Annotated in this window: 22 protein-coding genes; 17 read left to right on the plus strand and 5 right to left on the minus strand. The window is 54.0% G+C overall.

Annotated elements, in window-relative coordinates; genetic code table 11:
- The 3 genes from PBA01S_RS02185 to PBA01S_RS02195 form a co-directional block, all read left to right on the plus strand.
- A partial coding sequence (locus PBA01S_RS02185; RefSeq protein WP_174844451.1) for a 5'-nucleotidase C-terminal domain-containing protein occupies nt 1-671 on the plus strand: 671 nt, incomplete at its 5' end.
- A 60-nt stretch (nt 672-731) separates the two neighbouring features.
- Nucleotides 732-1,319, plus strand: a complete 588-nt coding sequence (locus PBA01S_RS02190) for a class I SAM-dependent methyltransferase (protein WP_127575209.1) — start codon at nt 732-734, stop codon at nt 1,317-1,319.
- Between the two features lie 38 nt (nt 1,320-1,357).
- Nucleotides 1,358-1,636 carry a hypothetical protein gene (locus PBA01S_RS02195; RefSeq protein ID WP_127575210.1) on the plus strand — a complete coding sequence of 93 codons (279 nt, stop codon included), beginning with the start codon at nt 1,358-1,360 and terminating at the stop codon, nt 1,634-1,636.
- 30 nt (nt 1,637-1,666) lie between these two features.
- Here PBA01S_RS02195 and PBA01S_RS02200 read toward each other — a convergent pair whose 3' ends face one another.
- From PBA01S_RS02200 to PBA01S_RS02215, 4 genes are all read right to left on the minus strand, one after another.
- Nucleotides 1,667-2,266: a YkoP family protein gene (locus PBA01S_RS02200; protein ID WP_127575211.1), complete on the minus strand. Its 600-nt coding sequence runs from the start codon at nt 2,264-2,266 to the stop codon at nt 1,667-1,669.
- Between the two features lie 36 nt (nt 2,267-2,302).
- Nucleotides 2,303-2,839 (minus strand): phosphatase PAP2 family protein, encoded by a 537-nt coding sequence (locus PBA01S_RS02205; protein ID WP_036701615.1) that lies wholly within the window; start codon nt 2,837-2,839, stop codon nt 2,303-2,305.
- A 44-nt stretch (nt 2,840-2,883) separates the two neighbouring features.
- On the minus strand, nt 2,884-4,092 hold the full coding sequence (locus PBA01S_RS02210) for an MFS transporter (RefSeq protein ID WP_028540357.1): 1,209 nt from the start codon (nt 4,090-4,092) through the stop codon (nt 2,884-2,886).
- 64 nt (nt 4,093-4,156) lie between these two features.
- Nucleotides 4,157-5,314 carry an MGDG synthase family glycosyltransferase gene (locus tag PBA01S_RS02215; RefSeq protein ID WP_127575212.1) on the minus strand — a complete coding sequence of 386 codons (1,158 nt, stop codon included), beginning with the start codon at nt 5,312-5,314 and terminating at the stop codon, nt 4,157-4,159.
- A gap of 366 nt (nt 5,315-5,680) precedes the next feature.
- Here PBA01S_RS02215 and rlmN point away from each other — a divergent pair, with 366 nt between their 5' ends.
- From rlmN to PBA01S_RS02235, 3 genes are all read left to right on the plus strand, one after another.
- Entirely contained in the window at nt 5,681-6,736 is a 1,056-nt protein-coding gene (rlmN, locus tag PBA01S_RS02220; RefSeq protein WP_085169922.1) for a dual-specificity RNA methyltransferase RlmN, read from the plus strand.
- Nucleotides 6,737-7,411: 675 nt separating this feature from the next.
- Nucleotides 7,412-8,104 carry a copper homeostasis protein CutC gene (locus PBA01S_RS02230; RefSeq protein ID WP_028540354.1) on the plus strand — a complete coding sequence of 231 codons (693 nt, stop codon included), beginning with the start codon at nt 7,412-7,414 and terminating at the stop codon, nt 8,102-8,104.
- A 98-nt stretch (nt 8,105-8,202) separates the two neighbouring features.
- The gene (locus PBA01S_RS02235) at nt 8,203-9,693 is read left to right on the plus strand and encodes an FAD-dependent oxidoreductase (RefSeq protein ID WP_028540353.1); all 1,491 of its coding nucleotides are present in this window, start codon (nt 8,203-8,205) and stop codon (nt 9,691-9,693) included.
- Here PBA01S_RS02235 and pdxR read toward each other — a convergent pair.
- Nucleotides 9,687-11,201, minus strand: coding sequence for a MocR-like pyridoxine biosynthesis transcription factor PdxR (gene pdxR, locus PBA01S_RS02240; RefSeq protein ID WP_255315270.1), 1,515 nt, complete (start codon nt 11,199-11,201; stop codon nt 9,687-9,689). The genes PBA01S_RS02235 and pdxR overlap by 7 nt on opposite strands.
- A 165-nt stretch (nt 11,202-11,366) precedes the next feature.
- On the opposite strand from pdxR, the gene PBA01S_RS02245 reads away from it, so the two are divergent.
- The 11 genes from PBA01S_RS02245 to PBA01S_RS02295 all read left to right on the plus strand — a co-directional run bounded on the left by PBA01S_RS02245 (nt 11,367) and on the right by PBA01S_RS02295 (nt 23,552).
- Nucleotides 11,367-11,921, plus strand: a complete 555-nt coding sequence (locus PBA01S_RS02245) for a GNAT family N-acetyltransferase (protein WP_016314329.1) — start codon at nt 11,367-11,369, stop codon at nt 11,919-11,921.
- A 110-nt stretch (nt 11,922-12,031) separates the two neighbouring features.
- The gene (locus PBA01S_RS02250; protein WP_127575215.1) at nt 12,032-14,356 is read left to right on the plus strand and encodes an ATP-dependent DNA helicase; all 2,325 of its coding nucleotides are present in this window, start codon (nt 12,032-12,034) and stop codon (nt 14,354-14,356) included.
- Nucleotides 14,357-14,437: 81 nt separating this feature from the next.
- Nucleotides 14,438-14,827: a heme-copper oxidase family protein gene (locus PBA01S_RS02255; protein WP_127575216.1), complete on the plus strand. Its 390-nt coding sequence runs from the start codon at nt 14,438-14,440 to the stop codon at nt 14,825-14,827.
- Between the two features lie 214 nt (nt 14,828-15,041).
- Nucleotides 15,042-15,485 (plus strand): MarR family winged helix-turn-helix transcriptional regulator, encoded by a 444-nt coding sequence (locus PBA01S_RS02260; RefSeq protein WP_127575217.1) that lies wholly within the window; start codon nt 15,042-15,044, stop codon nt 15,483-15,485.
- A 225-nt stretch (nt 15,486-15,710) separates the two neighbouring features.
- A complete protein-coding gene (locus tag PBA01S_RS02265; protein WP_051417193.1) occupies nt 15,711-16,103 on the plus strand; it encodes a DoxX family protein in 393 nt (130 codons plus the stop codon).
- 56 nt (nt 16,104-16,159) lie between these two features.
- Nucleotides 16,160-16,798, plus strand: a complete 639-nt coding sequence (locus PBA01S_RS02270; RefSeq protein ID WP_127575218.1) for a nitroreductase family protein — start codon at nt 16,160-16,162, stop codon at nt 16,796-16,798.
- Nucleotides 16,799-16,834: 36 nt separating this feature from the next.
- On the plus strand, nt 16,835-17,788 hold the full coding sequence (locus tag PBA01S_RS02275) for a ring-cleaving dioxygenase (protein WP_127575219.1): 954 nt from the start codon (nt 16,835-16,837) through the stop codon (nt 17,786-17,788).
- Nucleotides 17,785-18,420: an alpha/beta hydrolase gene (locus PBA01S_RS02280; protein ID WP_127575220.1), complete on the plus strand. Its 636-nt coding sequence runs from the start codon at nt 17,785-17,787 to the stop codon at nt 18,418-18,420. The genes PBA01S_RS02275 and PBA01S_RS02280 overlap by 4 nt, the downstream gene beginning before the upstream one ends.
- A gap of 180 nt (nt 18,421-18,600) precedes the next feature.
- Nucleotides 18,601-20,175: a response regulator transcription factor gene (locus PBA01S_RS02285; RefSeq protein ID WP_127575221.1), complete on the plus strand. Its 1,575-nt coding sequence runs from the start codon at nt 18,601-18,603 to the stop codon at nt 20,173-20,175.
- Between the two features lie 18 nt (nt 20,176-20,193).
- Nucleotides 20,194-21,990, plus strand: coding sequence for a sensor histidine kinase (locus PBA01S_RS02290; RefSeq protein ID WP_009223572.1), 1,797 nt, complete (start codon nt 20,194-20,196; stop codon nt 21,988-21,990).
- Nucleotides 21,991-22,007: 17 nt separating this feature from the next.
- Nucleotides 22,008-23,552, plus strand: coding sequence for a response regulator (locus tag PBA01S_RS02295; protein ID WP_127575222.1), 1,545 nt, complete (start codon nt 22,008-22,010; stop codon nt 23,550-23,552).
- Nucleotides 23,553-23,610 lie beyond the last annotated feature (58 nt).

Raw genomic sequence — 23,610 nt, forward strand, 5'->3', positions numbered from 1 at the left:
AATCGGCTACACAGGCTTGGCTTGACCAGCCGATCGGCCGGGTGGAGGGCGATATGACGATCGAAAACCCGCTCGCCTGTCGCTTGGCGGATCATCCGTTTATGGAGTTCGTGAATCGGGTGCAGATGGAGGCTGCTGGAGTTGACGTGTCCAATGCCGCGTTGCTGAGCGAGGCATCCAAAGGGTTTGCCGGAAGCATCACGCTGCGAGATGTGTTGACGAACTTCATGTACCCGAACACACTGACCGTCCTCCGCTTAACAGGGAAGGATATCCGGAAGGCGCTGGAGCAGACAGCGAATTATTTCGTTTTGGACACGGATGGTGAAATTACGGTAAATCCGGTGTATATCCAGCCGAAGGCTCAGCACTACAACTACGACATGTGGGAGGGGATTGAGTACGAGCTTGATATCGCCCAGCCCGTAGGGCAACGGGTCGTGAAGCTGACCCGTAACGGAGCGCCGCTGCAGGACGACGCTGAAGTTGACGTCGTGATGAACAATTACCGCGCTGGCGGGGGCGGCGATTATGAGATGTACCGGGGCAAGCCGGTGGTTCGCGAGATCCAGACTGACATGGCAGAGCTAGTGGCGGAGTACATTCAACGGCACGGAACGATTCACGCCTCTTGTGATGGGAATTGGAAAGTGGTCAAGGGATCGTCCTAAAGTTGGCGTTTTCTGGTACAATGCAAGCAGTTGAACACAAACGTTGAAGGAGATGTCCCTATGCCAGCTTCCGTCTACACGATCCTGACCGCTATATTCCTACTACTTCTGCTGCTAGTGGTTGTAGCGATCGTTTATCGGAGCTGGCGAAATGGCATTTCGCCGATGCCCACTTCCGCTCCCGTGAGGCAGGCGGTCATCACGGAAATGAAACAACTGGAGCGGGCCGCTGCCCTCGCTGGAGAGGCTCCAATGGCCACCGTTAACCCTATCATTGAGGCGGGAGCCGGATGGGGAACGCTGGCCTTGGCGCTAGCGAAGGCTTATCCGCATTGGCGAATCATCGGAGTTGAGAATTCGTTGATTCCGTGGTTATTTTCCCGGTTGAGCTTGCGGTGGAGTTCGTATTCTCAGGTGCAATTTTTGCGGGGAGATTTATATGCGTTTCCTTACGAAACTGCAGGTACGGTAATCTGTTATTTGTATCCTGGAGCCATGCGTCGGCTGAACCCTCTGCTTCGCGAGAAGCTGCTCCCGGGTGCGCGGGTGATCAGCATATGCTTTGCCCTGCCGGGTTGGCAGCCGAGGAAGATCGTCACCTGCCGGGATTTGTACCGGACTAAAATTTATATCTACGAGAAAGACTAGAGGCGAAATCAAACTAACCTAGCAGGAGTGAACCTAAGGTGAGCGATCAAATGAATGAACAGGAAATGGTCGAGTTTATTGCAGAGCGTGCGAAGACGAGTGTGGACCACGTGCGATTGGTGTTAAAGCACGAAGCTGATTATATCAATCAGGCAGCGCAAAACGCCGATGGCGAGGTCGAGATTGACGGCGATGAACTGGTGGATTATGTCCTAAGCCGAAACGATATGAAGCTCGACGAATTAACCGTGGAAACGATCCTTGACTTGGAGATGGATTATTTAACCGAGCATGGACTGGCGGGTTTCATCGACTAGCCTCAAAATAACGTAACTCTCTGCTGCGCCTTACATCGCCGTCTCCATCTCTAATGGCCCAAATTGCCGGAACAGCGACGCGCGGCTCATGACCAGCTTGACCGGAATCAGCTTGTCCGCATGGCCGGTGATCCGTTTGCGATGGCTTGGATGAAAGACGGTGAGCAGCAAACGCAGATAGGTGGTCGTTAATGTCCGAAATGCCCCGTGTTCAACATGATGCGTTTCGAAGCCTAACCCATGCGTGATGCCCCGATGCAGGAGCGTAATTCCTTGCAGCGCCTTCACTTGACTAAGCTGCGGGTTGCTTTGCATTTCGGCGCAGATTTGCGTCATCGCTTTTCTTGTCAGCCGGGCGATCTTTAAGGCGACTCGGTTCGCCTCATTGGATTGCAGCATAGCGAGGATCTGGCGATTATCCAGATGTAACTCTCCAATCCAATCTCCGTCTTGAATCCACGTCCCATCCTCGCATTGCATGCTTTTGCCGCGATACTGGGTGACAAACATTTTGCAGATGCCGAACTCTCCGGCGTATTTGGAGCGCAGTCGACTAAACAGCTCAAACACCTGCTCCCAGCCCATCCAAACCTTTTGGACGGAATGCTTCATGATCTTTTTTACTTGCATGGAATGTCCTCTCTTTCTGTATGAAGTCATAACGTGCTAGACCAGGCCTGCGCTTAAAACAACGAGAAGGGCTGTTGCGGCTCCCAGTAACCCGCCCGCCAGCACATCGGAGGGGTAGTGAACGCCTAGATAAATTCGCGACAGGCCAACGATACAAGCCAGCGGCAGAAGCAGTTGAGCCAGACCCGGCGCTGCGTAAAGAAGCGGGATAAACGTTGAGAAGGCGGCCGTGGTGTGCCCGGATGGGAACGAGTAGTCCTTGAGCGGGTGGATGGAGATCCGCGCATTTTGCAACGCTTCGTAAGGGCGCGTGCGTTGGAATCGTTTCTTAATCACAACCGCCAGCAGATGGCTCACGGATAGGGCGATCAGGCTGTGCCATCCAGCCCTTTGCCATACCCCTGTGGTGAAGAGGACCACAGAAAGGGTTAGAGTAATCGTAAACACAGCGCTGCCCAGATGGGTAAGTCCTTTCAGGATCCGATCCAGCCACGGATGACTTAGCGAATGGTTGCACCACAGAAACAGCCGGTTATCGTACTCGCGCAACCGAAGATAATAGCGATGTCTCATTCCAACCCCTCCAATCCATGACCAAAATAAACCCAAACTGCAACTCAACTACGCTGGCGGTATTGTTCCCGTTGATGCTGTCGCACAGGACGAATCCAATAAAACAACATGATGCCAAACAACAACAGGGAGCTGATCCCAACGGTTACTGTGACGTCGAAGCTTTCTGCCATCCAGCCGCCTAGAATCGGGCCGAGGATAACCCCGATCCCTTCGATGCCGGAGAGAACCCCCCAGCCGGTCGCTTTTTGCTCCGCAGGAACGTAGTGGGACAGGATGGCGTTCCATGCCGGGAGCACGGCGGCATATGCTGCACCCAGACAGACGGCGAGCAGCATCGTGCTGAAGATCTGGCGGGAGTAGATCAGCAATCCAAGGCAGGCGGCCAAGACGCCAAAACCGGCGATCAACAGCCATTTATATCCCCATTTGTCGGCGAGCCGGCCCATCGGAACGAGCAGCAGGACGGTCATACAGCCTCCAGCCATCAACATGATGGAATAGTTCGAATAATCCAGCGCCAAATACTCGGAGGCAAAGCTCGGCAGGACGGGCACCAGCAGCCCGGCAGCCAGCGTTTGCACAATCATGCCGGGGACCAGCGGCTTCATCTGTACAAGCTTGCTCCCGATTTCACGTATTTGCTGTTTCAACGAAACCGTGCGCTCCAGCAAGCGCCGGGACGATAAATCCATCCGTTTGAAGGCAGCTAGCAGCCACCCCGCGGCCCAGCATCCGGCCAATAGCCAGAACGATAACGTATAGCTGCGGTCGATCAGAAAATTGACGCCAACGGGGCCAAGCCCCAGCGAGATGAGCCAAATCGTATAAATCGAGCCCATCTGTGAGCCGCGGCGATCCTCCTGGATCTCGGAGAGACAGAGCAGCCAGACGGGGGAGACCCCAATCCCGATCAGGCCTGCCCCAAGGACAATCGCCCAAGGAGCATGAACCCCGTAAGAGACGAACAGGCCCAACAGTCCGAGCAGCAGGAAAATGTTCAAGATCACCCGGGCGGGGAACCGATCCAGTACGTATCCTGCGAGGACCTTAATCAGCGTGTCGGCCAAATAGTGGACCGAGATCGCTAGGCCGACCGCCGCCAGCGTAATCTGGCGCTCTTTGGCATAGGCAGGCAGGAACGAAATGAGAAAGGCACTGCGGGCGATTTCTGTGAAAAACAATATGGTCGCACAGTGCAGAAATGCTGGTGTAAGATGATTGCTGGATATCGATCGTCGAGTACTTTTCATATGAGTCAGACCCCTTGCCTCTTATTCGTCCTTCATTTCATCGTCAACGATGCGGTCCGCTGAATCATCGGCGATCCGCCAACGCCGGCAGATGGCCTGTCAGGCGCAGCACATCCCGGACGATCGTCTCGGTGGCGCAACCCGCGGCTAATTCGTCGTACTGCTGGAGCATTCGGGCCCTGCGGACCTCAGAATCAAGCAGCTCTTGCACCTGCTCCGCCAAGGCTCGCGGTGAGGAGGCTACTACGGCTGCGCCTTTGCGCTCCAGGTACCTTGCGTTTTCCCGCTCCTGGCCGGAGAACGGCTTGTAAACCACGATCGGCGTGCGAATCTGGATCGCTTCCGACAACGTGATCCCACCGGCCTTCGTCACGATACAGTCGGCTTCTCGCATGCGGTCGTGGATCGCCTCGACATAACCGAATAGACGGAGCCGTTCGTGACCGGCGAAACGTCGTTCCAGGCGACGCCGCAGCTTCTCGTTGCCTCCGCAGACGAGGTCCACGCGCACATCCGGCAGCGCCAACAGCTTGGCGATGATCCGCTGGGCATCGGGCAAAGGAATATGCGCCCCCATCATGACCAGAATCGAGCGGGTTCTCTCCAAGGATCGCCTTGTTTGGCTCTGCGCCAGCGGATATGGGGGGCGCCCCGGCTCATAAAACGGCTCCCGCACGGGGATCCCGCTGACCACAATGTCCTCTGCCAGCACGCCGCGTTCCATCATCTCCCGCTTCAAATCTGCGGTCGCCACATAGTAACGATCCGGCTGCGTGAACAACCAGCGGTTGTGCAAGCTGAAGTCGGTCACTACGGTAAAGACCGGCACCTGAATGCCGTGTTTTCGCAAGTGTTCCGTGATGCCGCCGAAGGGGAAGGTGTTGATGATTGCGTCAGGCCGCTGTTTTTGGAGCAGGGCGATGAGTTTTTTCATACCGAACTGGTTTCCCCATTTCGCTATCGCGCTTGTCTTCTGGAGATCCTTCGTAGCGTAATAGCTCCAACCGTAATAATCTAAGCCGTAAGCGGAGAACCACGGACTGTATAAGTAAAGATGCCGGGAAATGGAATTCAGTCCCGGATGGGCTTCACGGTACAGGTCCATCACATGGACCGAACGGACACCCGAACGGAGCAGGGATTGTTCCAGCGTCCGCGCTACCTGGATATGGCCGTTGCCGTATCCGGCGGTTAGGATGACGATATGCATGTTATGCTTCATGATCGCTGCCGCCTTTCCACCGAAATCGAAAATTCACGGTTCTTTCCGTCGATTCATTCCGAGTTCCAGTATATAGGAAGCATGGAAGAATCAAACCGGGCGTCCGGCGTGATTTCATTCCGACCTTAGTCCAGTATGCGGGCCGGACCGCGGACCGCTAGGGAATATAACTTCGTAGAACATCCGAGTATCCTAAGCGAGTATACCTTCACTTTAGAGGGCGAATGTTAACGTTCGTTTAAAGGGGATAGGTATCTGTGTAAATGGACGTGGGGGATGGGATTCGTTTTTTTACCTGTGGCATTCGGGATGTCGGATTAGGTATAATTAAAAAATGACTTAAGTTCCTTTAGAAAGAGGATATGGATGAATAAACAATCGATTTATGGTATGACGAAGGATCAGCTGGCCGCTTGGCTGCTGGACCGTGGACATAAACGAGGCCGGGCCGAGATGGTGTGGGAAGGCTTGTACCGCAAACGGGTCACTGCGTTTGATGCGATGGAAGGCGTTCATCCCGAATGCCTCGCCTTGCTGAAAGAACAGTTTGTGATCGAAACCTTGGAGGAGCATGTCCGCCAAGAGTCGATGGATGGAACGATCAAGTTCCTGTTCCGTTTGCAGGACGGCAATTTGATTGAGACGGTGCTTATGCGCCATAAATTTGGCCTGTCGGTTTGCGTGACGACCCAGGTCGGTTGTAATATCGGCTGCAGCTTCTGCGCCAGCGGGCTGTTGAAGAAGAGTCGGGACCTGACGAGCGGAGAAATCGTGGAGCAGGTCATGAAGGTGCAAATGCATTTGGACCGGCAGGGTAAAGGCGAGCGCGTATCCCACATCGTGGTGATGGGGATCGGGGAGCCTTTTGATAACTATGACAATATGGCTGACTTCCTGCGAGTGATCCAGGACCCGAAAGGACTTGCGATTGGTCCGCGCCACATTACGGTGTCGACCAGCGGTCTGGCGGACAAAATCATCGAGTTTGCCGATTCTGATCTGCAAGTGAATTTGGCTGTATCGCTGCATGCGCCTAACAATGAGCTGCGCACACGGATCATGAAGATCAATAAAGCGATTCCGATTGAGAAGCTGATGGCGGCCATTGATTATTACCTGGAGCGGACGAACCGGCGGCTGACGATCGAGTATATTTTGCTCAAAGGCGTGAACGACGGAACGGAACATGCACAGGAATTGGCGGATCTGCTGGGAGACCGGTTCGTGAACGTCAACCTGATCCCGTATAATCCGGTGGATGAGCACAGCCAGTATCAGCGGAGTGAACAGCCATCCGTGCTGGCCTTCTACGATGCGCTCAAAAAACGAGGCCTTAGCGTCAGCGTCCGGCTGGAGCACGGGGCCGACATCGATGCGGCCTGCGGGCAGCTGCGCAGCAAGCAATTGAAGCAGTCGAGCTGAGCTGAACTGAGTTGAGCAGAATTAGGCTGAGTGGGACTGTGAAGAGCAGAGCTGAACAGAGCTGGGCTGAGCTAAAATAAGCTGAACTAAGCTGAGCGAGCGGGATAATGGCAAAGGGAAAGGACTTGGAGAATAACTCCAAGTCCTTTTTAGGTTGCTGGAGGCGGCTTGCTGTACCTAGCGGGGAACCAGTTAACTGTAAAAGTACATCTAAAATCAAGCAGATTGCGTATTTTTGGGTGATTAACTGCAAAAGTACAGTTGAAAGGGAATGATTAGAGTAGAATCCAGCCGATTGCCGGCTCATGAACTGCACTTTTACATTTGAAGCTTCAAATATGACCGGTTTTGGTGCAAATGAACTGTACTTTTGCATTTCGTGAATGCGTTTCGTGTCAAGGTGGTGCAACACGCTTGCGACAAGCGGGTGGCCGCCTCGCACATCCTCCACTAGAGATGTCTTCGGATCACGTCCTCCAGCAAGCTCGCTACCGCATGCGGTCCGCTCTGGAGCACCTCTCTCGACAGAGGGAGTCGTACGAAACGTTCATCCGGCTCCAGCGCTTTGGCAAACAAGCCGCTTAAGCTGCGGGCTCGGCTAATGGTTTGTTATTTTGAACGAGACCCGCTAACATAGGGGTACAATTGTTATCCTCGAGTGAAGGAGGTTATCTGATGCTGCTAGAGGTTATCGCAACCTGTGTAGAGGACGCCGTCGTGGCGGAGGCAAATGGAGCGGATCGGCTGGAGCTGATTACAGCGATGACGGAAGGGGGACTCACCCCAGGGATTGGCATGGTTCAACAAGTGGTGAAGGCGGTGTCTATTCCCGTTCATGTGATGGTGCGCCCGCATAGCCGATCTTTTGTATATGGGGAAGCCGATTTATTGACGATGGAAGCCGAAGTGCGCGCGATCGCCGAAACGGGGGCGGCGGGGATTGTGTTTGGCGCACTGACGGCCGATCGAAAGATTGATGAGGCTGCGCTGGAGCGGATCTTAGCGCTGTCGGGGGAGCTGAACGTTACGTTTCACCGGGCGTTTGACGAGTTGGCCGATCTGCCGTCCGGTTTGCGCACACTCATGCAGTACCCGCAGGTGAACCGGGTGCTGACCTCGGGCGGACCGCGCCCGGCGCCGCAGGCGGTTTCCGAAATTCGGGAGCTGGTGGAGATGGCACGCGGCGGCTCGGTGCGCATTTTAGCTGGACACGGCTTAACCCTGGAGACGGTCTCCCAAGTCATTGCGGATACAGGCGTGAGCGAAGTACACTTCGGCTCTGCGGTTCGAATCGACGGGAACGGACTGGCTCCCCTTGATCCCTCCAAGCTGCAGAGCTTATCTCGTTTGTTACATGGCATGAATTAACAGATAACACCATAATATAACAAAAATTTACTGGATACGATACCTCTTCGGGAGATAATATGTCATTAAATCCCATATAGAGGAGCGATCCTGAATTTATGCATATTTATCCCAATAACCAACAAACTTTAACAAAACGTTGTGTATTGGCACTCCTGTGCATACTGCTGCTGCTCGAAACGGTGGGCGCTTCAACTCCGGCGATCGCAGCGTCCGCTTCAACCGCATCCCCCGTATCCTGCGGTCCGGGTTGTCAACGTTATGACATTGTTATGATTGGCAGTGAAATTGAAGGGGTGCTCTTGGCAAAGCGGGCGCATGATGCCGGGCTAAGCGTACTGATCCTTGATCCTCGCGAGAAGCCGGGCGGGGAGCTGATCCAAGGACAGATGCTGGTGCTGGACGAACCCAACGACAATCGTAAGCGCAGTTTGGTGCAAGGCGAAATGAAATCGTTGTACGACGGCTATAATGCCGGGACAATTCGTAAATTGTCTGCTTTTGAAAACTATTACCGTAAGATGATCCGAGGGATTCCAATGCGAAGCGGCATCGTCATTGACAGCGTGGAGATTAATGAAACCGGCAAATCAAAGCAAGGGAAGACGCTGAAATCAATCACCTACCTGGCCAAAGACGGCAAACTGTATCAAGTACAGGCGGGATACTTTGTGGAAAATACCGACTTTAACGCACTCACCGTCCATCTTGGCAACAAACGAATCCCGGGGATGGAAAGCTTGTACAACGGCAAGAAGCCGGATTATATGGCCGCTACATATATGCTGCGGTTCAAGGGAGTTAACTGGGGCAAGCTGCATCAAGCGGTGCTAGAGGATTATCCGCTGACGAATGTCGTCAAGAAATACGGCCCCAATACATATGTCGATTGGGATTTCGCCACTGGCTTCAGCAACATAACCTACCAGTACAAGCCGCGAGACTCCCAGCTACTACTGAGAGGATTGAATGCCACCTATCAGAAAGACGGTGAAGTGATCGTTAATGGCTTACTGATTTACGATGTCGATCCGGCCGATCCGAAATCGGTCCGCTCTGCCGTGGCTAAGGGCAAGGCCGAAGCCCCGTATATCGCCAAATTTTTACGTGAACATATTCCCGGGTTCAGCAAAGCGCAGCTCAATGGATATCCCGATTATTTGTACATTCGCGACTATAACCGTTATGAAACGGAATACGTGCTGACCTATAAAGACGTGATGTCGAGTCGGATGTTCTGGGATAATGTGACGCTTGGAGGATATCCCGTCGATTTACAGGCAACTCGCGCGTTGAAGAAGGGGATCGGTTTCGGGAAGCCGGACCGCTACGGGATTCCTCTGCGTTCCTTTGAGCTGAAGAATTACGACAACGTCCTGGTAGCTGGCAAAAATATCGGTGCGGAAATCAAAGCCTACGGCAGCGCCCGTATCATCCCCACCACTGCTTTGGCCGCGGAAACCATGGGCATCCTGCTCGCGCGGGAATGGAAGAAGGGGCACAAGCGGTTAAGCGAGCTGACCGCGGCGGATTTCCGCCGAATCCACCAATATTTGAAGAAGGATTACAACATCCGGGTCGATCAATGATCTGTATGCGGAAGTTCCTGAAGCCAGGTCGACCAGGCCTCCTGGAGTCGAGCCACGCCTTCATCGATCCGATCGAACGGGATGCCGCCGAATCCGAGCATAAACGATTTGAGCTCCGTTTCCGGCGGTGCCTCCCAATAGAAGGCGGCAGAGGCGATCCGTACGCCGGCTTGTCCAGCCAGCTGCAGCAGCTGTGCTTCCGGTAGGCGGGATTTGACGTTTAGAATCACATGCATCCCGGCGCTATCACCGGTAACGGCAGCTTGTTTCCCGAAATGTGATGTGAGGGAGGCGACGAGCTGCCGATTTTTTTTGCGATATAGATTCCGCATTCGCCGGATATGCCGTTCGAAGTGTCCTTCCTGAATAAACCGCTCCAGCGTTCGCTGATGTATCCCCGACGCAGACGCTTCAAACAGAATATGCCGCCGCAAGGCGCGGAACCGGGGCACCAGATGCTCGGGCAACACGAGATAATGGATGCAGATATCCGGGGCTAACACCTGGGAGAAGCCGCCGAGATAGATGACGCGGTCGTTCGGGACCAGTCCTTGCAACGCCGGCACCGGTTTGCCTTGATAGCGGAACTCTCCGCCGTAATCGTCTTCGATCAGGTAGCCGTCCACCGTCTTGGCCCATTCCAGCAGCTCCAGTCGGCGGGATAATGGCATGACGAGACCAGTCGGAAACTGGTGGGACGGAGACACGCTGGCGATCCGGGCTCCACTGGCCCGCAACAAATCGGGGCGCAGCCCGTGCTCGTCAAGGCGGATCGGATGGACCGAGAAGCCCAGGGCAGCCAGCGTAGCGGGAACGATCCGGTAACCGGGTTCTTCAACAGCAACGGAATCGATCTCCCCCTTCAGCATTTGCCCTAGCAGCAGAAGCAGCAGATGTTGTTCCGCCCCAATAACGATCTGGTCCGGGGAGGCTTTCACCCCGCGGAACCGGCCTAAATATCCGGCGATGGCACGCCGTAATCCCGGGTCCCCCTGAGCGTCTCCGTAGAACAGCAGGTCTGCATATTCCGGGCGGAAGAGCTGGTTATGTAGTCTTTTCCATAGGGCAAAAGGAAACAAGCTGAAATCGTTCTTAGACAGGTGAAAATCGTATCGTGGGAATCCCGCCTTCTTCTCGTTTGGTGCAGGCTTCGTTTGAGGCATAGCAGCAGCTGCAGCGGACTTCGACGACACCCGGTCCCGGCCTTCCGGCTTCTCGTGTCCCAGCTCAAGTGCCTTATAGGGCTCCGGCAGTTTGACAACGAAGTATCCCCGTTTCGGCCGACTCTCGATAAACCCTTCGGCGATCAACTGCTGGTAGGCCAGCTCGACGGGCGTAGTGCTGATGCCGAGGAACTCCGCCAGCTTGCGGATCGAAGGCAAACGTTGCTCTTCTTGAAGCGAACCGGCGATGATGTCCCGTTTGAACGACTCATAAATTTCGACGTACCGGTAGGAACGCCCGGCCTTCCCAGTTTGTCCGTCATTTTGGTGCGGTATGATATACACTCGTGGATCCCCTTCCTTCGATGGCAAACTGTCCTTTGATTTTTTCTCGATTTGTATATTTTTCAGTATACAGTACCGTGTTAAGATGCGAAAAGAACAACGCAGCAAGATGAACATGTGCAGTAAGAGAGAATAAGCCAAGAGATGAAAAAGGGGAACATAACGATGAGTAACGCGGGTTTTCTAATGGGTGAAAAAGTATATCTCCGCCCGATGAACGTGGAGGATGCGGAGTGGTATTATTTGAATTTGCATGAGCCGGAAGTGAGAAAATGGACGGGGACGAAACGTCACTTCACGAAGGATTTTATCGCCTCCTATCTGGAGCGGAAAAGTCAGGACGATTTCACCGTACTGCTGGCGATTGTACGACGGGACGATGACCGGCCTATCGGGGACATTGCGCTGCAGGATATCGATCCGAGCAACCGCTGCTGCAACATTCGCATTGCGATTAACCAGACGTCGGATACCGGGAAGGGTTACGGCAGCGAAGCCATGAAGCTGATGCTGGATTACGGCTTTGGCGTACTGAATCTTCACCGGATTGAGCTGAATGTGTTCGACTACAATGCCCGGGCGATGCACGTCTATGAGAAGCTGGGGTTCAAGCGAGAGGGCGTGCAGCGAGAAGCGTTGTTCTACGATCACAAGTACCATGATTCGATTCTGATGAGCATTCTGGAGGACGAGTTCCGGGCGTTGCACGTACGTCAATAGCTCTTGTCAGAGTCTTGGGCAAACCGCTTTGCATAGCGATCCTCGTCAGTTCGTGATATACTAGTGGAACAAATGTTCCCTATGGATATCGGCGGGTGACACATAGATTTATGGCAAAAGAGTCCACAATTACGATCGCGGTGCGCCCTCTAGTGGAGCATGTATTCCGCAGCGGCAGCTTGGAAGGCGGCTTTCGCGCCGCCGTTTCGCTGACGGAAGGCACGAAGGCGCATCAGCAGATACAGAAGCAGTACGGCGAAGGAGATCAGAAGGAAGTGTATGTCAAGGCGGAGATTCCCTGCGGGGATCTCCTCTTTGTCGTGGACGGGCGTTGCGATGGGCTGCTGGTCGGTGAGGATGGAAGCTTAACCGTGGACGAGATCAAATCGACGGCCGGGGATCTGGCGGCCATCGACGAGGACACCTATCCCGTGCATTGGGCTCAGGCGAAATGCTATGCGTACATGTACGCCAAAGCCAACGGACTGAGCGAGATGGGGATTCAGCTGACGTATGTCCAGCTGGATACGGGAGAGCGGAAGCAGTTTCGGACGCGCGCCGGGATCGACGAACTGGAGACGTTTATGTATGACGTCGTTCAGCAATATGCCCCGTATGCCCGGCTGCTTCGCCATCATCGGCGCGAGCGGAACCGGAGCATCGCAGAGCTGGCGTTTCCGTTTCCGGGATACCGGGCCGGGCAACGGAAGCTGGCGGGCGCGGTATACAAGACGATCGAGGAAGCTGTCGGTTTGTTTGCCCAGGCGCCAACCGGCATTGGCAAGACGATCTCCACCACGTTTCCGGCGTTGAAGGCGATGGGGGAAGGCAAGCTGAATCAGCTGTATTACCTTACTGCCAAGACGATTACCCGGACTGCGGCAGAGAATGCCTTTACGTTGATGGAAGCCCAGGGGTTGCAAGCTTGGGTGGTCACGCTGACCGCGAAGGAGAAAATCTGCTTCCGTGAAGAGGTTCGCTGTACCAAGGAAGACTGTATCTATGCCGATGGCTATTACGATCGGATCAATGGGGCGATTCAGGATATTCTGGCGAACGAGACCCAGCTTGTCCGACCGGTCATTGAGGCATACGCCCGGAAGCACCGGGTGTGCCCGTTTGAATTTTCGCTGGACCTCTCCTATGCCGCCGATGTGACGATCTGTGATTACAATTATGTGTTTGATCCCAAAGTGTCTTTGCAGCGCATGTTTACTGAACAGAAGAAAGAAACTGCATTACTGATTGACGAGGCGCATAATTTGGTCGACCGAGCCCGGGAGATGTATTCGGCCGAGCTGCTGAAATCCAGCTTCCTCGAGTTGCAACGAATCTATAAAGCGAAGAATCCTTCTGTTGCGAAGGCGGCGAAGGCAGTGAACGCGGAGTTCATTGCACTGCGGAAGCAGGCAGAAGGGGCACTTTGGGTGGATCGGACCGCGCCAGAGGTGTTGCTGAAGCGGGTGGAGGTTTTTGCCGAGGCGGCCGAACGGGAGTTGGCCATCGATCCCTCCGCCGCCGGACAGGCATATGCTCCAGGCAGTCCAGAGGCCGAGACGCGGGAGTTGTTGCTTCAGGCTTATTTTGACGCTTTGCATTTCAGCCGAATGGGCAAGCTGTACGATGATCGGTTCGTCACCTACGCTGAGATCACCAGGGAGGACGTGCGGGTGAAGCTGTTTTGTCTTGATCCCTCTCATTTGCTGCAGGAGATGAGCAAAGGGTTTCGCTCGCGGATCTTATTCTCGGCGACCTTATCACCGATGGGGTATTACCGCGACATGTTAGGGGCCGGGCCGGACGATTATTCGATCACGCTGCCGTCCCCCTTTTCTCGGGATCAGCTGGAAGTGGTTGTGGTGCCGCTGTCCACCAGATATCAGGATCGGGAACAGACACGGGGCCCGCTTGTTCGTGCGCTGCAGGGGGTAACCCGCGGCCGGCCGGGAAATTATTTGTTTTTCTTCCCTTCATACGCTTATATGAACATGATCTATGAGGACTTTTCCGCTGCCAAGGAGGATGGGACGGAGCTGTTGCTTCAGCAGGCGGGGATGACGGAGGAGGAGAGGGAGCAGTTTTTGGCTGCGTTTGTTCCGAACCCTGAGCCAGGGAGGACCTTTATCGCGTTTGCCGTCATGGGCGGTTTGTTCTCGGAGGGCATCGATCTTGTCGGCGACCGGTTGACAGGCGTGGCGATCATCGGTGTTGGCTTGCCGCAAATCGGTCCGGAACGCAACTTGATCCGCGACTACTTTCAGGCGACCGGACGAGATGGCTTCGATTATGCTTATGTGTACCCCGGCATAAATAAGGTGCTGCAGGCCGGCGGGCGCCTGATTCGCTCGGAGACCGACTATGGCCGCTTGGCCCTGATCGACGACCGTTACCTTCAACCGCATTACGCACGGCTGTTGCCGGAGGAATGGCAATAGTCAACGTCCGAATATTCCCCTTAATTGTGACATATTTTGAACATGTAAGGATCACTTGTTCCAGTTGGGGGAGGCGACGGTTTGGGGATCACGTATATTAAGGTGTCGGTCGTTTATTTTGTCATCGGTGTATTGCTAGGCATGTACATGTCCATGCAGCATGACTATACTTTATCGGGCGTTCATGCTCACGTGAATTTGCTGGGGTGGGCGTCTTTCGCGTTAGCGGGCGTGATTTATGTGTTGTTTCCGGGAGCAGGGGAAAGCGTGCTGAGCAAAATCCAGTTCTGGACGTACTCCATCGGACTTCCGGTCATGATGATCAGTTTATCTCTGGTGCTGAACGGTTCCGAACAACTGGAGCCTTTGGTAGCGATTGGCGGAACCCTTGTCGTGATCAGTGTCATCATATTTGCAGTCAACGTGCTGACGAACGTGCGGACCAGCGCGTCGGCTCGCGGCAGAAAGTAACTATAGCACGAGTGAAAGAGGTGCATTCTTCATCAGCTGCCCGGGAGATCGATCTGGTCGGCTGTTTTTTTTTTGCAAAGGTGGGTTGACACTTATCTCGATATCATGTATCTTAATATCAAGATATCTCATATTAAGAATTATTCAAGACGCTTGAGGCTACCCTATGCTATAGTTATCATAGTCCGAACATGACATGGAGGTGAGTTCACAGATGGATCCAACGAAGAATGAGGCGCTGCATTTGTTTATCGTCTTGTCCCGAGCCAACGAGTGGGTACATGCGCATGCGGATAAGGAGATTCGGAAATACGGATTAAACCGGACTGAGTTTAGCGTATTAGACTTGCTGTACCATAAAGGCAGACAACCGATTCAGCAAATTGGCTCTAAAGTGTTGATGAGCAGCGGCAATATTACGTATGTCGTAGATAAGCTGGAAAAGAAGGGGTACGTCACCCGCAAGGATTGCGCGGAAGACCGGCGGTTAGTTTACGCAGAACTCACCGAGCAGGGACGAGAGTTCATCGAAGATGTGTTCCCGAGGATTACCGATATCATCGAGGAGGCCGTCAGCGGTCTTTCCTCGGAAGAGAAGCAGATCGCGGGGATGCTGCTGAAGAAGCTTGGGAAATCGGCGCAGGCTGGTTTTAAGTAGCGGCAAGGAGACGGCAAGAGGACGGCGTGAAGACTAGAAGCATCGATTTCAAGGAATTGATTTTATGACGAAGCTCCGATAGGCGGCGGGAAAGGGCGTCAGAGGACGTCTTTTCAGGCCAAATATCTTAATATAAAGATTCTCGATACTTAGAGATATACGATTCGTGCGTGCAGTACGTACTCAGAAAATAAATTAAAAGCAAAGGAGTCATTGGAATTGAATATGGAATTGGCATTATTAATTATTCGTTTGGTGTTGGGATTGACGATGATGGGGCATGGCGCGCAAAAGCTGTTTGGTTGGTTTGGCGGTCACGGTCCTAGAGGAACCGGCGGTTGGTTTGAATCCATCGGGATGAAGCCTGGGGTGCTGATGGCTGTGCTAGCAGGTCTCGCTGAGTTTGGCGGCGGCTTGTTGGTGGCAACTGGCTTGTTTACGCACGTGGGCGCGGCACTGCTGATTCTTACGATGATCGTGGCGATCGTTTCCGTTCATGGGAAGAACGGGTATTGGTCGACATCAGGCGGCTTTGAATACAATTTGCTGCTGATTGCCGTTTTGGTTGGCTTGATGTTGTCCGGGGCCGGAGATTACTCCCTCGATGCTCTGCTATGAGCCATCAAATGAGATCGCAAACGTAACTTAGGGTTTTATTTAGGAGGAAATTAGGGATGAGTTCGAATGAGCATGATTTTACTACGATTATCAAAACCCGCCGGTCGGTGAATAAATTTATCCCGGGCGTGGAAATCCAAGACAAGGAACTGGAAGAAATCTTTAATCTTACGAAATTCGCACCTTCGGCGTTTAACTTGCAGCATACCCATTATGTTGTAGTGAAGGACCCTGATGTGAAGGAGCAAGTGTATGAAGCTGCGGCGAAGCAATATAAAATCCGGACCGCTTCCGCAGTGATTCTGGTACTCGGAAAAGTGGATGCCCACAAGGATGTCGGGGAGATGAACGAAGGCCTGCTGAACTTGGGCTTTCTCAGCAAGCAGGAGTATGACTTTCTTGTGTCGGATACGATCGGGTTCTATGAGAGCCGGGGGGAAGCGTTTATGCGGGAAGAGGCGATTCGCAGCGGCAGTCTGTCGGCCATGCAGATGATGCTCGTCGCGAAGGACCGCGGCTGGGATACCTGCCCGATGATCGGGTTTGATCCTGATGCGTTGCGCCGCTTGCTGAACGTCCCGGACAATTACATCCCGGTGATGCTGATTGCGATCGGCAAAGAAGACAGCTCGAGCTTCCGCCCGCGCGGTTACCGTAAGCCGGTTGGCGAGTTCGTCAGCATTAACCGTTTTTGAGCTTGCCCACCGTCCCAATTTAAGGAGGAGTTACACATGGTACATCCAACTTCAGGGATTCATCATATCACCGCATTTGCAACCGACCCGCAGGCGAATGTCGATTTTTACGCAGGAGTGCTGGGGCTCCGATTAGTCAAAAAAACGATCAACTTCGATGCCCCGGAGGTGTACCATTTGTACTTCGGCGATGAGGACGGGAATCCGGGAACGATTATGACCTTCTTCCCGACGCCCGGGGCTCGGCGCGGCCGGGTTGGCGGCGGCCAGGTTGGAATCACCACCTTCGCCATCCCAGTCGGCGCGATGGACTTCTGGCGGGAACGCCTGGGCAAATTTGGCATCTCCACGACCGAGACTCGCCGATTCGGCGAAACCTACCTGCATTTCCATGACACGGACGGACTCCAGCTAGAGCTGGTGGAACGCGCTGCGGGTCCGCTTAACATGTGGTCGTTTGGCGGCGTTCCGGCCGATTGGGCGATCAAAGGCTTTGGCGGCGCGGTGCTCTACAGCATGGCCCCAGAGAAAACGGCTGCGTTGCTCGAAACCGTATTGGGCTTGCAGAAGCTTGGAACAGAGGGCCATTATACCCGCTTCAAAGCCGAGGGTGACCTTGGCGACGTGATCGACGTCAACATCAAGCCGTTGGATTACGGGGCGGGCGGAGCCGGGACGGTGCATCACATCGCCTGGAGAGCCCGGGACTTTGCGGAACATGAAGCCTGGAGAGTTCGGGTTGCCGAGCACGGCTATCATCCGACGCCCATTGTGGACCGGCAATATTTTCACGCGTTGTATTTCCGGGAGGAGGGCGGCATCTTGTTCGAAATCGCTACAAATCCGCCGGGGTTCGCCAATGATGAGTCGCCGGAGCATTTGGGGGAACGGTTGATGCTTCCCGCTTGGTATGAACCGCATCGTGAAGCCATTGAACAAAACCTCACCCCGTTTGAAGTCCGGGTGCTGAAGGAGGACCTGCTGGGATGAAGCTAAAGCATATTTACAAGCCGGGGATAACGACGGCTAGCGGTGAATCGGCGCCACCTCCATTGCTATTGCTTCACGGAACCGGCGGTACGGAGCGGGACCTGTTGCCGCTGGCAGAGATCATCTCCCCAACTTCCGCTGTGCTTAGCGTCCGAGGGAACGTGTTGGAGAACGGGATGCCGCGCTTCTTCCGGCGGCTGGCGATGGGCGTATTCGATGAGGAGGATCTGGTGCTGCGCACGAAGGAGCTGCATGAATTCCTGGACGAGGCGGCAGAGCGCTACGGCTTCGATCGGCGCCGCCTCGTGGCCGTGGGGTATTCCAACGGTGCCAATATCGCGGCAAGCCTCCTGTTCCACCATGCGGGCGCACTCAGCGGGGCGATTCTGCACCATCCGATGGTTCCACGGCGGGGCGTGCCGTTGCCGGAGATGGCAGGAATCCCTGTCTTTATCGGGGCGGGACGGAACGACGCGATGTGCAAACCGGAGGAAACCGAGGAGTTGGCGGGGTTGCTCCGAGGTGCCGGGGCCCAAGTGCATGTGCATTGGGAGCCTTACGGGCATCAGTTAACCGAAACCGAGGTTCAGACAGCGGCAGCGTGGTTTCGAGACCATCTGCTAAATCAATAATCTAACCTTCAACAAAGGCAGTTCGGAGCACATTGCTCTGAACTGCCTTTGTTTGTTGGATAAATTAAGTCCCCACAAATGAAAGGTTTTGTGCTAGCATAAAATGTGTGCGCTTACATGGTGGATATTGGCTGAATTATAGATCCATGGAATTCACGTAAAAAGGGAGGGATGACAGCGATGTTGCAAGTGCTTCTGGTTGATGATGAGCCTTGGGTGCTGGAGGGTCTGCGAACCATGGTGAATTGGGAAAGGCACGGCTTTCAAGTCTGCGGTGAAGCGCTGGACGGTCCGGAGGCTTTAGTCAAAATGCAGGAACTGCGACCTGAACTAGTCGTCACAGATATCCATATGCCTGTCATCAGCGGCTTGGAACTGATCGAACGGAGTAAACGGCTGCTCGCAAGGCCCCCTAAATTTGTGATTCTAAGCGGTTACGACGATTTTAACTACGCCCTTACGGCGATGCGGCAACGGGTGGCGGAGTATTTACTGAAGCCGATTGACGAAGACGAGTTCGGGGCCATTCTGGACCGTCTCGGTCAGATGATTGCCGAGGAGCGGGAACTGGAGCAGTCCAAGTTACGGAAGCAAACGTTATTTAAAAATAACCTCCTGAACCGATTGATTCAGGGGGAAGATGGCCTTCAGCTGGAGCAGGAGGCGGCCGCCGCGCTTCAGCTCGGGGGTGAGCCGGAGCTGCAATGTATGCTGTTCGACGCCGGGATGGATCCGCAACCTCTAAAGCAACGCGTACTCAGTTATTTCTCGAAACCCGCGGATGCGGATCGTTCCTTCATGGACGGCTCAGGCCGGTTTGGGATGATCCTGCGGACGGATGAAATGCCGCAGCCGCGGATCGAAGAGATGGGACTGGCGATCAGCAGTGAACTTTCGGAGATAGGGTCGCCGGCAGTGATTGCCGTCAGCCGTGTCGGGAAAGGCATCCGCTCCATCCGGGAGCTGTACCTGCAAACGCTGGAGACCGTCAAAGCAAAGCGCGAGAAGGGGAAAACTGGCTTCTTCATGCTATGCCATCTTCCGCAGCCTTACAGTTCGGAGGATGTGTTGAAGGGCAAGGTTGAGCTGCTGTTGGCCGCCGTGCTTCAAGGGGATCCCGGATCAACGGGAGCAGTGGTGGAGGAAGTGTTTGGCGCCCTTGCCAGCAGCCAGATTGGTCTGGAGACCCTACGAGCTTTCGCAGCTAATGTGGAGCTCACGTTATGCCGCAGGATCAAGAAGGCCGGCGGCGATGCCGACGCTTTTATGGTTCGTGTGCAGGGGAACGAAGGAGAATCGAACGGGATCAGCGATTACGCCGCGTTGAAGCCGTATCTCCTAAAGCTGTGCCGGGAAGCCTCGCTGCTGCTAGCCGGATTGCGCCGGAAGAACGAGAATAACACGATTTTTCAGGTCATTCAGTACGTGGATGAGGAGTTTCGCAGCAAGCTGAAGCTGCAAACCCTTGCCAAGCAGTTTCATATGAACCCGACCTATTTAGGACAGGTGTTCAAAAAAGAAACAGGCAAAACCTTCAACGACTATCTCAACGAGAAACGGCTGGAGGAAGCCAAACGACTGCTGAAGCGCACCTCGATGAAAATTTCCGATATTGCGCTGCAGGTGGGTTATCCGAATACGGACTATTTTATCAGCAAATTCAAACAGTCGATTGGTATGCTGCCCTCTGTCTATAAATCCGAGTTTCAACATGACGGTCCCCAGAAACTAAAGGGGCCCAGATTGGCCGAATAAGCCCGAGGTGGTGCGAGCATGGGAAGATGGAGATTCCGGGGAAGAGTGAACGATATTCCGCTGAAGACGAAATTTATGCTGATCTACCTGATTGGCGTGCTACTGCCGATCCTGGTTATTAACCTGGTGTTCATGGGGCGGATGACTGACTTTATTAAAGAGCGCGAGAAGCAGAACCTGGAGATTTCCATGGAGCGTGCCCGTAAGGATATTCTCGATTTTATCGACGGCGGGGTAGCGGTTAGTCATGCCCTGAACACCGATAAGACGCTGTATGAAAAGATGGACCGAATCTACTCGGGCCCGGTCGATTTTTACGAAACGTTTGATGAGCAGCTGCGCAATCGGGTGACCAGCTACATTCCGGTCAATAATCAGATTCTGCGAATCGGGATATACACCACCAATCCGACGATCGTCCCCGGGGGCAATTATCATATGATCAATGATGAGGTGAAGGGTAGCGAATGGTACCGGATCTGGAGCAGTTCGTCGGACCCGGTGGTTGTCGCAGCGTACCGCGCATCTCAAGCTACGAACCGAGCGAATACCGAGCCTTATTTCAGCGTGATTGAGAAAATGGACTACTACGATTCCTATAACACCTTCGACAAGCTGCTGCGGATCGATATTGATCTCAGCAAAATTTACGACGTGATCGTCCGGGAGCGGGACTACCTGGATTTGTATCTGGTCAACGGGAACGATGAAATCATCGTGTCGGCGGACAGCGGCTATCGGCAGGATACAAGTGTGGGTTATCCCAAGCTTGAATTGTCTGCCGAGGATCGGGAGAAGGGGGTGGAGTCCGTAGTCATCGGGAATGCCAAATACGTGAAAGGCTGGCGGCTGATCGGGATCCCGCAGGGCACCCGGTTGTCCAAGGCGATGTTCGATATGCGCTTGTTCGTTGGGATGTTGGTTGCGGCAATCACCTTATTCACGTCGATCTTCATTTTCGTCATGCTCCGCTCCTATCATTACCGGGTGAAGCGGCTCTCGCGCCATATGCAGAAGGTCACTAATGAGAAATTCGATTTGATTAACATCGATGAAGGACGCGATGAAATCGGCGGCCTGATCCGCAACTTTAACATGATGACCGCTCGCATCAACGCGTTGATCAACAACGTTTACAAGCTGGAAATCCAGCAGAAGAGCCTTGAAGCCGAGCGCGTGCGGGCAGAGCTGAACTTCTTGCAGAGCCAGATGAACCCGCATTTTCTGTTTAATACGCTGAACGCGATATTAGTGGTCTGTACGAAAAAGAACTACTCCGACGTTACGGACATCATTAAGAACTTGTCCAAGCTGCTGCGCCGGTTGCTCCGCTGGAAGGAGGACCTCGTTACGCTGGAAGAGGAGATTCGGTTTATCGACATGTATTTGAAAATCGAAAAATTCCGCTTCCGGGATAAATTCGAGTACGTCTTCGACATTGAGGAGGCAGCGCTGCATTATACGATTCCGAAGATGAGCATCCAGCCGCTGGTCGAGAACGCCTGCAAGCACGGAATTCAAGCGGTGCAGGGCAATGGGCTCGTTACCGTTAAAGCCCGCGTGGAAGACGGACGGCTTCGCATCGTCATTTCGGATAACGGCAAAGGCATCAAACCGGAGCAGCTGCGGGAAATGCTGCTAACCGTACGGAGCGAGAACACGTCCGGGAACAGCATTGGCATTCGCAATGTGTATCGCCGATTCGAGTTGTACTACAACGATCAGGTTCGCTTTAACATCGACAGCAAGCCGGGACAAGGGACAAAAGTGTGTATCGAAATTCCGGTCAAACGGCTTCAACACCAGGGAGGATAATCAGGGGGGAAAGAGCCATGAGATTCAAGGTGTTATTGGTGGATGACGAGCCGGCAGCATTGGAGGGGATGCAGCTGTGGATCAACTGGCCGGAGCTGGGCTTTGAGATATGCGGGACTAGCAGCAACGGCGCGGAGGCGCTGGAGAAGATCGGCCAGCTGCAGCCGGACCTAGTTGTTACCGATGTGCGGATGCCGGGAATGGATGGACTGGAAATGATCGAGGCGTGGCAGAAGCAGAATACCCGACAGGTCAGCTTTGCGATCGTAAGCGGATACAGTGAATTTCAATATGCACAAAAAGCGCTCCGCTTTGGTGTCACCCGGTATTTGCTGAAGCCGATTGACGAGGAGATCGCCGCCGAAGAGCTCGGGGCGATCTATCAGGAGCTGGCGGAGGAGCAGGAGCGTCAACGCATCAGCCGGATCGCTTCCTATGAGGAGACAGTGGGTCTGCTTAAGGGATGGCTCCATCCCTCGCCGGGGCTCCCTCGGGATGAGGGGCGGATCGCTGCGCTTTCGAGCCTGCGGAAGGCGTGGAATGTGTGTCTCATTCAGCCAAGAGACAGCTGCTTTGCCGAGACCCGGGAGCAAGTTGCCGCCTATGTCGGGGAGAGGGAAGCCATGTATCTCATCGATCTGGACTATAGCGGCTTGGATGAGGGCCTTCTGGCCCTGGTGTACGGATTTCATCCCGGCGAGGATGGGCCGGACGGCGCTAAATGGATCAACGAACTGGAGAGATTATGCCGCAGTCTTGGAGTCGTCGCATCGGCGGGGCAGGGCGTGACAAGCCTGCAAGAGATTCCAGCTGCGTTCAGACAGGCTCAGACAGCGATGCAGCATCAGTTTTATGCGGAAGGCCCTGCCGGGATTATGGAGTATCGTAACGTGGCTGCGCTGAAGTTCCACCGCAGGTACGATCAAACCGAGCTGGTGGATCGCATTATAGGGGCGATTCAACTGCTGGACAAAGCGGGCTTGGAGGAAGGGCTGTCCGAGGCGGAGCGTAGGTTCCGGGAACTTTACCTAACGCCGGACATCGTGCGTAAATTTGGGATTCATTTGTTTTATCTCATGATGGAACACCTGGAGGAACTCCCGGACAAGGCGGCGGAACTGCAAAGCAAATACGACATTCCCGGCACAGTTTCGGCGGTGCCAACCCTGCGGGAATTAATGGACCGGATCCAAGCGTTAGGGACAGAGTGCATCGATGGGCTTCTGATGGACAAAGCCCAACGGTCCCAGGGAGTCATTCAAGACATCAACGCCTATATCCGGGAGCATTACCGTGAGCCTTTGACGATTAAAAAGTTAGCGGAGGTGTTTTACCTTCATCCGGTTTATTTGGGCCAATTACTCCAGAAGAAGAACGGCGTTTCTTTTAACGAAATGATCCATAACTTTCGCATTGAAGAAGCCGTTGGGCTGCTCCGGGACGGAAGCTTAAATAACGGGGAGATTGCCGAGCGAGTGGGGTACGCGAACTATGGCCAATTCCTGAAGCAATTTGAAAAAAGATTACAAATGTCGCCTAATGAGTACAGAAACAGGAACTGAAATTTTGAATATGGAACCTTTAATTGTGAACTAGTTGTGGCTGGGTAGCGCTCTTAGA

Origin of the sequence: Paenibacillus barengoltzii NBRC 101215, assembly GCF_004000745.1 — a bacterium.
GTDB lineage: Bacteria > Bacillota > Bacilli > Paenibacillales > Paenibacillaceae > Fontibacillus > Fontibacillus barengoltzii.